Origin of the sequence: Escherichia sp. HH26CH, from assembly GCF_009820205.1 — a bacterium.
Lineage (GTDB): Bacteria > Pseudomonadota > Gammaproteobacteria > Enterobacterales > Enterobacteriaceae > Escherichia > Escherichia coli_F.
This window is the reverse complement of sequence record NZ_VNXM01000013.1, coordinates 27,311-42,322: the sequence shown is the minus strand read 5'-3', so window position 1 is coordinate 42,322 and position 15,012 is coordinate 27,311. Positions and strand designations below refer to the sequence as shown.

The 15,012-nt window shown below is 52.7% G+C and carries 11 protein-coding genes; 4 read left to right on the top strand and 7 right to left on the bottom strand.

The annotated features are described in order from the left end of the window. The first annotated feature begins 4 nt into the window (after window positions 1-4). Window positions 5-1,207, top strand: a complete 1,203-nt coding sequence (hcaD, locus tag FQ015_RS05050) for a phenylpropionate dioxygenase ferredoxin reductase subunit (protein WP_000660752.1) — start codon at window positions 5-7, stop codon at window positions 1,205-1,207. A gap of 96 nt (window positions 1,208-1,303) precedes the next feature. Next, the gene (locus FQ015_RS05045) at window positions 1,304-1,726 is read left to right on the top strand and encodes a DoxX family protein (protein WP_001094726.1); all 423 of its coding nucleotides are present in this window, start codon (window positions 1,304-1,306) and stop codon (window positions 1,724-1,726) included. Window positions 1,727-1,773: 47 nt separating this feature from the next. Here FQ015_RS05045 and FQ015_RS05040 read toward each other — a convergent pair whose 3' ends face one another. The 6 genes from FQ015_RS05040 to FQ015_RS05015 all read right to left on the bottom strand — a co-directional run bounded on the left by FQ015_RS05040 (window position 1,774) and on the right by FQ015_RS05015 (window position 10,703). Beyond that, entirely contained in the window at window positions 1,774-2,646 is an 873-nt protein-coding gene (locus tag FQ015_RS05040; protein ID WP_160523787.1) for an aldose 1-epimerase, read from the bottom strand. Between the two features lie 11 nt (window positions 2,647-2,657). Continuing rightward, window positions 2,658-3,752: a zinc-dependent alcohol dehydrogenase family protein gene (locus tag FQ015_RS05035; protein WP_160523786.1), complete on the bottom strand. Its 1,095-nt coding sequence runs from the start codon at window positions 3,750-3,752 to the stop codon at window positions 2,658-2,660. Window positions 3,753-3,784: 32 nt separating this feature from the next. After that, window positions 3,785-4,783, bottom strand: a complete 999-nt coding sequence (locus FQ015_RS05030) for an ABC transporter permease (protein WP_039020969.1) — start codon at window positions 4,781-4,783, stop codon at window positions 3,785-3,787. A 24-nt stretch (window positions 4,784-4,807) separates the two neighbouring features. Then, on the bottom strand, window positions 4,808-6,319 hold the full coding sequence (locus FQ015_RS05025; RefSeq protein ID WP_160523785.1) for a sugar ABC transporter ATP-binding protein: 1,512 nt from the start codon (window positions 6,317-6,319) through the stop codon (window positions 4,808-4,810). Window positions 6,320-6,341: 22 nt separating this feature from the next. After that, window positions 6,342-7,325, bottom strand: coding sequence for a substrate-binding domain-containing protein (locus FQ015_RS05020; RefSeq protein WP_001124915.1), 984 nt, complete (start codon window positions 7,323-7,325; stop codon window positions 6,342-6,344). 96 nt (window positions 7,326-7,421) lie between these two features. After that, the gene (locus FQ015_RS05015; RefSeq protein ID WP_039020971.1) at window positions 7,422-10,703 is read right to left on the bottom strand and encodes a DUF5107 domain-containing protein; all 3,282 of its coding nucleotides are present in this window, start codon (window positions 10,701-10,703) and stop codon (window positions 7,422-7,424) included. A 117-nt stretch (window positions 10,704-10,820) separates the two neighbouring features. Between FQ015_RS05015 and FQ015_RS05010 the strand changes: the two genes are divergently transcribed. Further along, on the top strand, window positions 10,821-12,014 hold the full coding sequence (locus FQ015_RS05010) for an ROK family protein (protein WP_039020972.1): 1,194 nt from the start codon (window positions 10,821-10,823) through the stop codon (window positions 12,012-12,014). A 197-nt stretch (window positions 12,015-12,211) separates the two neighbouring features. Here the strand turns inward: FQ015_RS05010 and glyA are convergent, their stop codons facing one another. Beyond that, entirely contained in the window at window positions 12,212-13,465 is a 1,254-nt protein-coding gene (gene glyA, locus FQ015_RS05005; protein WP_000919159.1) for a serine hydroxymethyltransferase, read from the bottom strand. A gap of 327 nt (window positions 13,466-13,792) precedes the next feature. On the opposite strand from glyA, the gene hmpA reads away from it, so the two are divergent. Continuing rightward, complete coding sequence (hmpA, locus tag FQ015_RS05000) at window positions 13,793-14,983, top strand: NO-inducible flavohemoprotein (protein WP_039020973.1); 1,191 nt, start codon at window positions 13,793-13,795, stop codon at window positions 14,981-14,983. The last annotated feature ends 29 nt before the right edge of the window (window positions 14,984-15,012 follow it).

Here is a 15,012-nt window from a genome sequence, read left to right as displayed (position 1 = left end):
CACGATGAAAGAAAAAACGATCATTATTGTCGGTGGCGGGCAAGCGGCGGCAATGGCTGCGGCCTCGCTACGCCAGCAAGGGTTCACCGGTGAGCTGCATCTGTTTTCCGATGAGCAACATCTTCCTTATGAACGCCCCCCGCTCTCGAAATCCATGTTGCTGGAAGATTCCCCGCAGTTACAGCAGGTGTTACCTGCTCACTGGTGGCAGGAAAACAATGTTCATCTGCATTCCGGTGTAACCATCAAATCGCTGGGCCGCGACACAAGAGAGTTAGTGTTAACCAACGGCGAAAGTTGGCACTGGGATCAGCTGTTTATGGCAACCGGCGCGGCAGCCCGACCGCTGCCGTTGCTTGATGCACTGGGAGAACGCTGCTTTACCCTGCGCCATGCCGGCGATGCCGCCAGACTGCGAGAAGTTCTGCAGCCCGAACGGTCAGTCGTGATTGTCGGTGCCGGAACTATTGGTCTGGAACTGGCTGCCAGCGCCACGCAGCGTGGATGTAAGGTGACAGTGATTGAACTGGCGGCAACCGTCATGGGCCGTAATGCACCACCGCCCGTGCAACACTATCTTTTACAGCGCCATCAGCAGGCTGGTGTGCGCATTCTGCTCAATAATGCCATTGAACATGTGGTCGATGGTGAAAAAGTAGAACTGACGCTGCAAAGTGGCGAAACGCTTCAGGCCGATGTGGTGATTTACGGTATTGGTATCAGCGCCAACGACCAACTGGCTCGCGAGGCCAACCTTGATACTGCCAATGGTATTGTCATTGATGAAGCTTGCCGCACCTGCGATCCCGCGATCTTTGCCGGTGGCGATGTGGCAATCACCCGTCTTGATAATGGTGCACTACACCGCTGCGAAAGCTGGGAAAACGCCAATAACCAGGCGCAAATTGCCGCTGCCGCAATGTTGGGGCTACCGCTTCCGCGACTGCCGCCGCCGTGGTTCTGGAGCGATCAGTACAGTGATAACTTACAGTTTATTGGCGATATGCGTGGCGATGACTGGATTTGTCGTGGCAACCCGGAAACTCAGAAGGCGATTTGGTTTAATCTGCAAAACGGCGTGCTTATCGGTGCAGTCACGCTGAATCAGGGCCGTGAGATTCGCCCAATCCGCAAATGGATCCAGAGCGGCAAAACGTTTGATGCGAAACTGCTGATAGATGAGGACATCGCGCTTAAATCACTGTAACCAGGATAATTAGCGAATATCTCAACGCCTGGGGCGTGGCGAGGTACCAGAGTGTGTATTACGTTTAAATCACATTATCTTGCAAAGGGATTGGTTATGAACACACTACGTTATTTTGATTTTGGTGCTGCCCGCCCCGTTTTGTTATTAATTGCCCGTATCGCCGTGGTCTTAATTTTCATTATTTTTGGTTTTCCCAAAATGATGGGCTTTGACGGTACGGTCCAATATATGGCCTCGCTGGGTGCGCCAATGCCGATGCTGGCAGCGATTATTGCGGTAGTTATGGAAGTGCCCGCCGCGATTTTAATCGTGCTTGGCTTTTTCACCCGTCCGCTGGCGGTGCTGTTTATTTTCTACACGCTGGGTACGGCGGTGATTGGTCACCATTACTGGGATATGACCGGCGATGCGGTTGGGCCAAATATGATTAATTTCTGGAAGAATGTCAGTATCGCTGGCGCATTCCTGCTGTTGGCAATTACCGGGCCGGGGGCAATTTCTCTCGATCGGCGTTAGGAAAGATGCCGGATGCGGCGTGAACGCCTTATCCGGCAATTTATAAATTACAGTAACGCAACCCGCAACGACATCTCTGACGTTGTTGATTCCCCCGGCGCAAGCGCAATGAGGTCACCTCCTTCCGGGCGATGATGGTCATCCGGCGCATGGCTCATCGGTTCCAGACAGAAGAAATCAAACGCATATCCTTTATCAAACGCCGGGTCGGAAACAAAGATGAAATAACATGGTGCAGGCGGCGTCGTTTCCATGATGATGGCATAACCCTCCTGCGGCTGCTCAATGCGGGCCTGACCATTCCATCCGGCAAAGCCATTGTTCACCCACTGGTGCGGCAACGGCGCGAGCTGGTTGAAATCCAGCTCCTGCGGTAGCTGCTCGCAAAACTCACCCGCCAGCCACTGCTCCCGCTCCAGCCAGTAACCGCTCGCCTGCGCCTGAATCCGCGTTTGTGGTGACAACGGAAAATAAGGATGCCAGCCGGTACCAAATGGCAGCGTCTCTGCCCCTTGATTGGTGACAGAGAGCGTCACCGTCAGCGTATCTGCCGTTAAATGAAACGCCTGACTTACCCGATAGTGATAAACACCGCTGCGATGTTCATACACCAGACACAAGCTATCATCGCTGCGCGAGACACATTGCCACTGCCCCAGCCAGCCGTCGCCGTGCAGATAGTGCGCATCCCACTCAACATTCGGTTGCAGTTGATACTCACGCCCCTGCCAGACAAAACGGTTGCCACTCACCCGGTTTGCAAACGGCACCAGCGGAAAACAAGAGGCATCGGTTGCCACACCGTTTTTTTTACCGGGACGTAAGAGCGGCGTCGCGTCACGCCAGAAGCCTTCGATGACGCCGCCCCGGTCAGAAACGTCCAGCTTTAGCGGCCCGTGAGATAAGGTATAGATGGTCATCCGCTGACTCCTTAATCCGGGAAGTTAATCACAACTTTCCCGCATTTACCGCTCGCCATCAGCGCATAGGCATCTCCTGCCTGTTCCAGTGAGAAGCGATGGGTAATGGCATTACGCGGCCACAGTTTCCAGTCCGTTAAATCGTGGGCGCATTTTTCCATATGGAACAGACTGGTCACCCAGGAGCCAATAATCCGCCGTTGATGGTGCATCAGGTCGGCGCTAACCTCGAACTCCACTTTTCCGGTTTCCCCGATGTAAACCACGCGTCCCCAGTCAGCGGTGGATTGCAACGCCAGTAAGCGACCTGCGGCATTACCGGAACAATCGAGCGCAACATCCGCGCCGCCGTGGGTAAGTTCGGCGATAATCTGCGGCAGACTTTCAGTGGTTGCTAAATAGCCGTGATCCATCACCCCTAACTGTTTCGCCATTGCCAGACGTTCCGGCAGCATATCAACGCCGATGATCCTTTTTGCACCGCGACCTTTCGCCAGCATCATCGCCATCATGCCGACCGGCCCCAGACCGACCACCAGCACGTTATCACTGCCGGAAACTTCGCCGCGCAAAATCCCTTCATACGCTGTACCAACGCCGCAACTGATAAACGCACCATCTTCATAGCTCAGCGCGTCCGGCAGAAGGATCAGATCTTTTTCTTCCGCCAGCAGGTATTCGGCATGACCGCCGTCACGCTGCCAGCCGTAAGCGGCTTTTCCTTCGCCAGTACAAGAGATAGGAAAACCGCGACGGCAGTTCGGGCAAAAACCACAGCCAGAAATGTGATACACCAGCACGCGGTCGCCCTCTTTAAAATGGCGGCAGCCTTGCCCCATCGCCACAATTTGCCCGCACGGTTCATGACCGTTGATAAATCCCTGGTATAACGGTTTATCGGGAGCCGCCGCTGTGGCGCGGTGTTGATGATAGATATAGTGGACATCGCTTCCGCAAATCCCGGAGGATTTCATTTTAATCAGTACCTGGTTAATCCCCGGTGTCGGCACCGCAACTTCCCGCAGATCGACGGTCGAATTTCCTGGTAAATAAGCTGCCAGCATCGTTTTCATAATTCCCTCATTAACAATACGATTAATTTTCATCCCTGCCGCACCCGCGCCAGGGGCGTTAAGGTTTAGCGTTTCGCTTTACTGCTTCGCTGGGTCAGCAAGATATTCGCCAGAACCGCCACCACGATGATGACGCCGCGCACCACCTGCTGGAAAAAAGAGTTAATCCCGAGCAACACCAGACCGTTACCGATTAGCGTAATCACCAGCACACCAAGCAATGTACCGAACAAGGAACCGCGACCGCCGGAAAGTGCCGTACCGCCGACCACGACCGCAGCGATGACGTCAAACTCCAGACCGTTTGCCGCACCTGCGTTACCAGAACCGAGGCGAGCTGCCAGCAAAATGCCGGTCACCGCCGCTAATAATCCCGAAAGGGTAAAAATAAGAATGCGCACCCGACGAACGTTGATACCGCACAACTGCGCTGCCGTCGCATTACCGCCAACAGCAAAAACCGAGCGCCCGAAGGCGGTTTTGCGGCTAATGAACACAAACAGCGCAAACAACACCATCATGATCAGCGCGGATACCGGCACACCGAGAAATTGTCCCCCCAGCCAGTCCAGTACCTCGTTTTCGTCAATCGGCACTGGCAGGGCGTTAGTCATAAACAGCCCCATTCCGCGCAGGGCGCTCCACAGCCCCAGCGTGGCAACGAAACTGGGCACGTTAAACACGCCGCGCAGCACGCCGGCCAGCGTCCCCATCAGCGCGCCTAACAGCAACACCAGCAGACAAGCAATCGCCAGCGGAACGTTAAATTGCAGCAAAAATGCCAGGCACACCGAGACAAAAGCCACCATCGGTCCAACGCTGACATCAATTTCACCGGAGATAATAATCAGCGTCATCGCCCAGGCGGCGATCCCGATGGTGGCAGCATCGCGCAGCACGTTCATTTGGTTATTCAATGAGATAAAGCCCGGTGCGTTCAGGGAGAAGACCAGATAAAGAATGGCGATTACCACCAGCAAACCAATCTCATTAATATGGCGACTGACAAATTGTTTGAGCGAGACGCTCTTGCCCTGCGGCAATGATAATGACGAAGCAGACATCTTCAGGTTCCTCGGTAAAATTCATCAGTGCACAGACAGAATGGCGGACATCAGCTCATCCACATTGACCGGCGAGTGAAACTCCTGCGAGAACGTACCGTGCTGTAATAACAGGATGCGGTCGCACACCAGCGGCAACTCCTCCACTTCACTGGAGATAAACACCACGCTTTTCCCTTCGGCAGCCAGCTCGCGGACAATACGGTAAATCTGCTGTTTGGCTTCGATATCGACGCCGCGCGTTGGCTCGTCGAGCAATAAAATCTGGCTGGCGGCATAGACCCAACGACCGATCACCACTTTTTGCTGATTGCCGCCAGAAAGCGTGCCAATAGGCGTTTCGCTACTGGCTGCCTTGACCGTCATCCGCTGCATCACCTCTTCGGTCAGGCGGCGGATGGTGGACCATTGCAGCACACCGTTGGCGCTGATTTTTTGCCGATTGGTCAGCACTGTATTTTCGTCAACGCCCAACCAGGGAATGATCCCCGCTTCTTTGCGGTTTTCTGGCGTATAGCCAATGCCGCGTTTCAGCATGTCGCCGTAATCGGGGCGCGTGATTTTCTCGCCGTTGATAACAATATCGCCCTGTTCATACGTCTCCAGCCCAACAATCGCCTTCAGCAATTCACTGCGCCCTGCCCCCAGCAGACCAGCAATGCCGAGCACTTCGCCGCGACGCAGGGAAAAACTGATCTCCGTAAGTTTTGGTCTGTGGCGTAACGCGCGAACTTCCAGTACGGTCTGGTCCGCAATCTCCTGAGCTACAACCGGTGCAAGATCAACGTGATCGCGCCCGAGCATCAGCGACACAATATGACGGGTTGAGGTGTTTTCGAGCATCACATCGCCCGCCACCTGACCATCGCGCATAACGGTGGCACAGGAGGCAATGCGGCGAATTTCTTCCATCCGGTGGCTGACATAAATCACCGCCACGCCCAGTGCTGACATTTTTTTCACGGCGCTGATCACCAGTTCAACTTCCGTACTGGCAAGCGAGCTGGTCGGTTCATCAAGGATGACCACGCGCGGCTCGCCTTTCATCACCCGCGCAATTTCCACCAGTTGCTTTTGCGCCGGACTTAGTGTCGAAACAAGTTGTTCAGGACTAACGTCAACGCCCAGCGCCTGCAAGCAACGTTGGGCGTCCTGCGCCATTTGCAGGTAATCAATCATGCCGTTGCGGCGGGGCCACTGACCGAGGCAGAGGTTTTCCGCCACTGTCAGCCCTTCCACCAGACTTAATTCCTGATAAACCGCGCGTACCCCCAGTTCAGCGGCACGGCGAGTCAGCGTAGCTTCGTCACCTTCCAGTCGCGTCTCGCCAATCCAGATATCACCGCTATCCGGACGTTCGCTACCGGTAAGCATTCGAATGAGGGTCGATTTTCCCGCACCGTTTTTGCCTAACAGCGCGCGAACTTCGCCTTTATTGAGCGTAAAGTTAACGTTATCCAGCGCAACGACACCGGGGTAACGCTTATTTCCTGCCACCACTTTTGCTACCGGAACTGCCTCTGTTGCCGTGAACATAGGGACCTCTGCGAATCAGCGATTAGGGCAGACCATCAACGTGTGTTGCCAGCCACTGTTTACCGTCTTCCGTTTTGGTATAGAGATCGATTGGTACCTGAATCACTTTTTCACCGTCGGCTTGTTTATTGATAACCTTCAATGTTTGCGCGAAAACAGCATTGCCCATTTTCTTACCGGAAATATCCACTACCGCTTTCAGCACCTGGTTATTTTCCAGTTCCTGAGCAATTTCAGTGGTCATATCTGAACCGAAAACGGCAATTTTTCCAGCCTGATTTTGATTACGTACCGCTTTTACCGCGCCGAGTGTCGCTCCACCCGATTCCCCCATAATGGCGTTGAGATCTGGCGTGGAGATAATCAGTTTTTCACCAACAGAAATCGCTTTATCTAAAACAGTCCCTTCCTGATTAGCGACAATTTTCGCGCCGGGAACGCGGGCTTTTAATACTTCTTCAAACCCTTTACGTCGTTGCACACAAACTTCAAAGGCTTCGCAATTGATGACAGCAATTTTCGGCTGGTCAATTTTGTTAGCAATAAAATAATCGGCGGCAGCGTTACCCAGTTTTTTACCAAATTCCAGCGGATCGCCAACCAGATATGCCGAGACATATTTATCGACACCCTTTTGATTAATACAGGTGTTGTAGCAAATCACCGGAATACCCGCCTCACTGGCGCGGCGAACGGTGCGGCTACTGCCATTTTCAGACACTGCCGACAAAATAATGGCATCGACATTACGCGCCACGAGGGTATCAACAAAGGTACTTTCTTTCGAAATATCGCCCTGGGCGTTAGTTTCAATTAACTGTACCTGTACTGAAGAATCTTTTGCCGCATCCTGAACGCCCTGGCGCACTCCAGCGTAATATCCCTGGGTATCAAGGTATATTGCGCCAATGGTCATTTCTTTATCCGCAGCGTTGGCAAATAGTGTGCTACCTAATAGCGTAGCCATTAATAATAGATTACGGGTTGTTCTCATTTTTTTAGGCATAGTGCCTCCTGTAGGGTTTTTATTTACAACGGCTTATTTTAATTATTTGAGCGTGAGCGGCAGCGCGTGCCGCTCAAATATTACAGTTAATAAGGTTTAGTGAACGCGGTTAAAAATAAAAGGCATCACGGTGGTGAATAATGGCGCTTTCGGCCAGGCCGGATTAATCGCCGTCAATTCAGCGCGAGCAGATTCGTATTGCGCAATCTCGCCTAATCCCGCGGCCGCCAGCATCGCCACCATCAGGCATTTTTCTTTATGCTGCTGTTGTAAATCGCCATACAGCGACAACAAGTCAGGCTGCGAGACGGCAAAGAAATCCGCTTCGATACTGGTTTTTGCCATCTCTTGCGCCCACTGTTTCATTTCAATAAACAGTTGCTGTGCGGTTTGTTGTTCGCCCAGTAATCGCAGCGCCATCCCTTGCCAGAAGAGATAATCAACCGGTTGATCGTTGTAATAACTGTGGATGTTAATAGTGCGATCACCCGTCGCCGCCAGACGTAAACAACGCGTCGCTGCAGTTTCATCGCCCTGGGCTTTGGCACATATCGCCTGCCAGAACCAGATGTCGTTGTCAGTTTGCCCCGGTAAACGGCCTTCGCTTAAATTCTCCGGATAGTGCAGCGCGGCATGAAGCAGTTCGCTGGCCTGCTGCGGTTGTCTGGCATCAAGGTATTGCCAGGCGCGTAACAACTGGTTGAGGATAAACTGACTGGTGACTTTCCCTTCTCCGCCTTCCCACGGATGGAATTTACGCGTGGCGAGAATCTCTGCCGCTTTGTCGGCCTGACCAGTGAGATGCCACAAATTGAGCAATTCTGCGGTCATGTCATCACGCTTCAGGGCGATTTCCAGATTAGCTTCCAGACGCGCCAGACGTTTTTCTGGTGCAGCACCGGTTAACTTATCCAGCAAATCCCGTTCGAATAGCAAACGTGCATCCTGCGGCGCAAGTTGATAAGCATTATCAAGATAACGCGCAGCCAGTTCATAATCATGCTGCTTATTCCACGCATGGATTGCCAGCCCACGCCATCCGTCGGCAAACTCCGGCGACATCTCAACGCAACGCTGCCATAAGGCAATGGCTTTGTTGTAACTGCGCTTGTTGTAGTAGAAACAGGCCAGTAAATGCCGGGCAAACCAGCACTCTTCGATACTCTCCAGCGCCGCCACTTCTTCCAGCGTATTAGGGAAACGGACAAACTGCGGGAAGACATCAATAGCTTTTGCGACCAGTTCTCCGCGTTCAGCTTTTGGCAGCAAACTGGCTTGCAGGTAAAGCGGTAGCGTGCGCTGACAGTCCAGTGCGTTCAGCATCTCTGCCGCCAGAGCGGGCATGCCCCAGTTAATCAGTTGCCCGGCGGTCATCAGGGCGTTAACGTCGCGTCCCTGACACAGACCTCGCCACTGTACGAGGGCAGATTCGCTACAACCATCGAACCAGTTCAGCCACCACAGAGTGGCGTTCAGCGGATAATCACGCAGCAACTTCTCTCGCTGCAAACGCGCGTTGTCCTGACGACCACTTAACACCAGCAGCAGGTTATGCAGGCAAAGCACTTCCTGATTGGTTGGGCAGGCGCGAAGACTTTGTTGGCAAAAATCCAGACCCGCGTCGAAGTGACCATTACGCGCCGCCAGCCGTGCCAGACCATAATAGCCACCGGCTTTACTGTTTCCGCTCCAGACCGCACGCCAGAAATCCTCTTCGGCTTGTTGATATTGCCCCTGACGTTCGTAAGCACTGGCGCGAATTAAACTCGCCTGTCCGCACTGCGGGTTTTTGTTCAACGCATGTGCGCGTTTCAGCGCCTGAGTGGCATACGCCACCGTTTGCGGGAAGTCGGCGCGGTTATATTCCAGCATCGCCAACGCCAGGTTACAGCGATAATCCAGCGGGTCCAGCGCCACGCCGCGCAGGTAGTAATCGAAGGGGGAACGGCTGGCATGATGATATTGCTCCAGATGCTGACCGATAAACCAGGCTTCATCTGTACTGGTAATCTCTTGTGCTGCCAGTGGCGCTTTGGCGACGTCCGGCAACGGCAACTCTTGCGGCTGATGTTCCTGATAACTCAGTACGATATTGCCGTCAGCATCGGAGAGTTCAATGGTTAGTCTGTCAGGATTGATACCATGCAACACGCCCTGAATGGCGTTCGCTGGCGTCAGAGCCACAGCATCGTCGAGCAACGCGTTGCATCTGCCGATTTCGCGGATCGCCAGCCGGTATCCGTTCAACGGAGAGATGGCATACAGCCCCCACTCAATCCCCCGCTCGCTACGCTGGAGTTTAATCACCGCATCGCGGGAGGCGTTTTGCACCATGCCCAGAGAATGATAAGGCAGGAAATACTGCTCGAAACGCTTCTCTTCGTAAGCATCAAGCCAGGTAAAATCGGGCTGGTTATCGGCAAAAATACCCGTCATCAGTTCGATATACGGGCCGTTATTGTCGGTCAGGCTCTTATCCCACGCCTGGCCGAATTCACTGTGTCCCCAGCTCCACTGTTTTTTACCTGGCGCGATGTGGTGGTTGGCAACGTGTAGCAAACCGCCATCTTCATCGTGACACCATGCGCCAACAAAATCGTACTGCGATTTTTCGGCCATATACGAAGTCGGCACTGGCACATTTTTATAGCGAGAAATATCCACTCCGGCGGAGTAGTCCACTTTGTAGTAAGTGCCGGTAGCGATAGGGAAAGCTGAAACAGCCCGTTTGCCGTGATCAAACACCGCCGTTACATCCGGCGGGAAAACGCTCTGATGCCCTTCGCCACCTTTCACTGCCGGGTTGGCCCACCACAAGAAATGACGCGGCGTGGCATTGCCGTTATAGACGCGGCTGGCGATTTCCAGCGCCGCCCGGTCAGGGCGTAGTGTGAAACCGGTCATCACCTGTAAACCGTGCATCGGCTCCGTTTCGCCGACCCACACCGTCTGTGCGCCGTCTTCATGGGCTTCGAGGGTGAAATCAACGGGCATAAAGGTGGTTGGGCGATGGTGTTGTGGCCAGTTAAACTCAATCCCGCCCGAAATCCACGGCCCCAATAGCCCTACCAGCGCCGGTTTAATCACCTCATTGTGATAGACAAAATCGCGCTGTTTCACTTTATCCCAAGCGCGATGCACCCGACCGCCCAGCTCCGGCAGGATCATCACTTTGATATAGTCGTTTTCCAGCCACACCGCTTGCCAGGATTTCAGGACTTTCTGCTCGCTCAGCGTATCGGTCACGCCGTAGGGATAAACCGCGCCGGACGATCCCTGATAAACGCGATTTTCCAGGAACATAGGGTGTATATCCTGCGGCCCGGTTTCATAAGTCGGGATCTCAACGCGCTCTTGCCACACTTTTACTGGAGTCATGGTGCCCTCAATATTAACAAGACATACTGAATTAAAAGATTTGTGGCAGTGTATTGAACAATCTGGCAATGTTTTCGCGGAATAATCACGCAATTAACTAAACAAGGTTTAGTGAATATGAGAGCCTGCATTAACAATCAACAGATCCGCCACCATAACAAATGCGTGATTCTGGAACTGCTGTACCGGCAAAAGCGCGCCAATAAATCAACGCTGGCCCGGCTGGCGCAAATTTCAATTCCAGCGGTCAGTAATATTTTGCAGGAGCTGGAAAGCGAAAAACGGGTGGTGAATATCGACGATGAAAGCCAGACGCGCGGGCACAGTAGCGGTACATGGCTGATCGCGCCGGAAGGTGACTGGACGCTGTGCCTGAACGTAACGCCCACCAGCATTGAGTGTCAGGTCGCTAATGCCTGTTTAAGTCCGAAAGGCGAATTTGAGTATTTTCAGATTGATGCACCGACACCGCAGGCTCTGTTGTCCGAAATCGAAAAATGCTGGCATCGTCATCATAAACTGTGGCCGGACCGTACTATCAACCTGGCGCTGGCAATCCACGGTCAGGTTGATCCAGTGACTGGCGTGTCGCAAACCATGCCGCAAGCGCCGTGGACAACGCCGGTTGAGGTGAAGTATCTGCTGGAAGAGAAGCTGGGCATTCGGGTGATGGTCGATAATGACTGCGTGATGCTGGCGCTGGCGGAGAAATGGCAAAATAATTCGCAAGGACGGGATTTCTGCGTGATCAACGTTGATTACGGTATTGGCTCGTCGTTCGTGATCAACGAGCAAATTTATCGCGGCAGTTTGTATGGTAGCGGACAGATTGGTCACACCATCGTTAATCCGGATGGCGTCGCCTGCGACTGTGGACGTTATGGCTGCCTGGAAACCGTCGCCTCGTTAAGCGCATTAAAAAAACAGGCGCGAGTATGGCTAAAATCACAACCGGTGAATACTCAGCTTGATCCTGAAAAATTGACAACCGCACAATTAATCGCTGCCTGGCAGAGTGGAGAGCCGTGGATCACCAGCTGGGTTGACCGCAGTGCCAACGCCATTGGTTTGAGTCTGTATAACTTCCTCAATATCCTCAATATTAATCAGATTTGGCTGTATGGTCGCAGCTGCGCCTTTGGTGAGAACTGGCTTAATTCCATTATTCGCCAGACAGGATTTAACCCGTTCGACCGTGACGAAGGACCGAGCGTGAAAGCGACGCAAATTGGCTTTGGGCAATTAAGCCGCGCACAACAGGTGCTGGGGATTGGCTATTTGTATGTTGAGGCGCAGTTACGACAGATTTGATGGCGCGATAACGTAACAAGGCTTCCCGAAGAAAGCCTTGATGATCACAAACGAAAAATTGCCTGATGCGCTACGCTTATCAGGCCTACACGGAGATTGCAATATATTGAATTTGCAAGAATTTGTAGGCCTGATAAGGCGTTCACGCCGCATCCGGCATGAACAACGAGCACATTGTCAGCAAATCACCGTTTCGCTTATGCGTAAACCGGGTAACGTGCGCAGATATCGAGAACTTTGCCTTTGATGCGCTCGATAACCGCTTCATCATTGATGCTGTCCAGCACGTCACACATCCAGCCAGCCAGTTCTTTCGCTTCGGCTTCTTTAAAGCCACGACGGGTAATCGCTGGAGTACCTACACGAATACCGGAAGTCACAAACGGGCTCTTCGGATCGTTCGGTACGCTGTTTTTGTTGACGGTGATGTTAGCACGGCCCAGAGCGGCGTCAGCTTCTTTACCGGTCAGGTTTTTATCAACCAGATCAACCAGGAACAGGTGGTTATCAGTACCGCCGGAAACCACTTTGTAGCCGCGCTCCAGGAATACTTCTACCATCGCTTTAGCGTTTTTCGCGACCTGCTGTTGGTAAGTTTTGAACTCAGGTTCCATCGCTTCTTTCAGAGCAACCGCTTTACCAGCGATTACGTGCATCAACGGGCCGCCCTGACCACCAGGGAAAACGGCAGAGTTCAGTTTTTTGTACAGTTCTTCGCTACCGCCTTTCGCCAGGATCAGGCCGCCGCGCGGACCCGCCAGGGTTTTGTGAGTGGTGGTAGTCACTACGTGAGCATGAGGAACCGGGTTCGGGTAGACGCCAGCAGCGACCAGTCCCGCAACGTGCGCCATATCAACGAACAGGTAAGCACCGATGCTGTCAGCGATTTCACGCATTTTCGCCCAGTCAACCACGCCGGAATATGCAGAGAAGCCACCGATGATCATTTTCGGCTTGTGTTCTTTGGCTTGTTTTTCCAGATCGGCGTAGTCGATATGACCGGTAGCATCGATACCGTAAGGAACGATGTTGTACAGTTTACCGGAGAAGTTAACCGGAGAACCGTGAGTCAGGTGACCGCCATGCGCCAGGTTCATACCCAGAACGGTGTCGCCGGGTTCCAGCAGCGCGGTGTAGACCGCAAAGTTCGCCTGGGAGCCGGAGTGCGGCTGGACGTTAGCGTAGTCAGCGCCGAACAGTTCTTTCGCGCGATCGATCGCCAGTTGTTCAACGATATCAACATACTCGCAACCGCCGTAGTAGCGTTTGCCCGGATAACCTTCAGCATATTTGTTGGTCAGCTGAGAACCCTGCGCCTGCATTACGCGCGGGCTGGTGTAGTTTTCGGAGGCGATCAGTTCGATGTGCTCTTCCTGACGTACTTTTTCCTGCTCCATAGCCTGCCACAGTTCGGCATCATAATCGGCAATGTTCATTTCACGCTTTAACATCCGCATCTCCTGACTCAGCTAACAATAAAATTTTCGGCCTTTATAGGCGGTCCTGTTGGACAACGGCGAACAGTATAACCGAATCATTGTGCGATAACAGGTCTTGACAAAGGAATTTACGCAAACGATTACCTTCAGGCTGCGCAAGGCTTTGGAGAATAAAGAGCTTGCAACCGTAAACGGATTTCTTTTCAGGTTTGTGATGCAAATTTTTCACTTCATCACATTCTTCATGAAAAACACCAAAGAACCATTTACATTGCAGGGCTATTTTTTATAAGATGCATTTGAGATACATCAATTAAGATGCAAAAAAAGGAAGACCATATGCTTGACGCTCAAACCATCGCTACAGTAAAAGCCACCATCCCTTTACTGGTGGAAACAGGGCCAAAGTTAACCGCCCATTTCTACGACCGTATGTTTACTCATAACCCAGAACTCAAAGAAATTTTTAACATGAGTAACCAGCGTAATGGCGATCAACGTGAAGCCTTGTTTAACGCCATTGCCGCCTACGCCAGCAATATCGAAAACCTGCCTGCGCTGCTGCCAGCGGTTGAAAAAATCGCTCAGAAACACACCAGCTTCCAGATCAAACCGGAACAATACAATATCGTCGGTGAACACCTGTTGGCGACGCTGGACGAAATGTTCAGTCCGGGCCAGGAAGTGCTGGACGCGTGGGGTAAAGCCTATGGCGTACTGGCTAATGTATTTATCAATCGCGAGGCAGAAATCTATAACGAAAACGCCAGCAAAGCCGGTGGCTGGGAAGGTACTCGCGATTTCCGCATTGTAGCTAAAACACCGCGCAGCGCATTGATCACCAGCTTCGAACTTGAGCCGGTGGACGGCGGTGCAGTGGCGGAATACCGTCCGGGGCAATATCTCGGCGTCTGGCTGAAGCCGGAAGGTTTCCCGCATCAGGAGATTCGTCAGTACTCTTTGACCCGTAAACCTGATGGCAAAGGCTATCGTATTGCGGTGAAACGCGAAGATGGCGGGCAAGTATCCAACTGGCTGCACAATCACGCCAACGTTGGCGATGTTGTGAAACTGGTCGCTCCGGCAGGTGATTTCTTTATGGCTATCGCAGATGACACGCCGGTGACGTTAATCTCTGCCGGTGTCGGTCAAACACCAATGCTGGCAATGCTCGACACGCTGGCAAAAGCAGGCCACACAGCACAAGTGAACTGGTTCCATGCGGCAGAAAATGGCGATGTTCACGCCTTTGCCGATGAAGTTAAGGAACTGGGACAAGCACTACCGCGCTTTACTGCGCACACCTGGTATCGTCAGCCGAGCGAAGCCGATCGCGCTAAAGGTCAGTTTGATAGTGAAGGTCTGATGGATTTGAGCAAACTGGAAGGTGCGTTCAGCGATCCGACAATGCAGTTCTATCTCTGCGGCCCGGTTGGCTTCATGCAGTTTGCCGCGAAACAGTTAGTGGACCTGGGTGTGAAACAGGAAAACATTCATTACGAATGCTTTGGCCCGCATAAAGTGCTGTGATTTGAGGTTGCCGGATGGAGACATCCGGC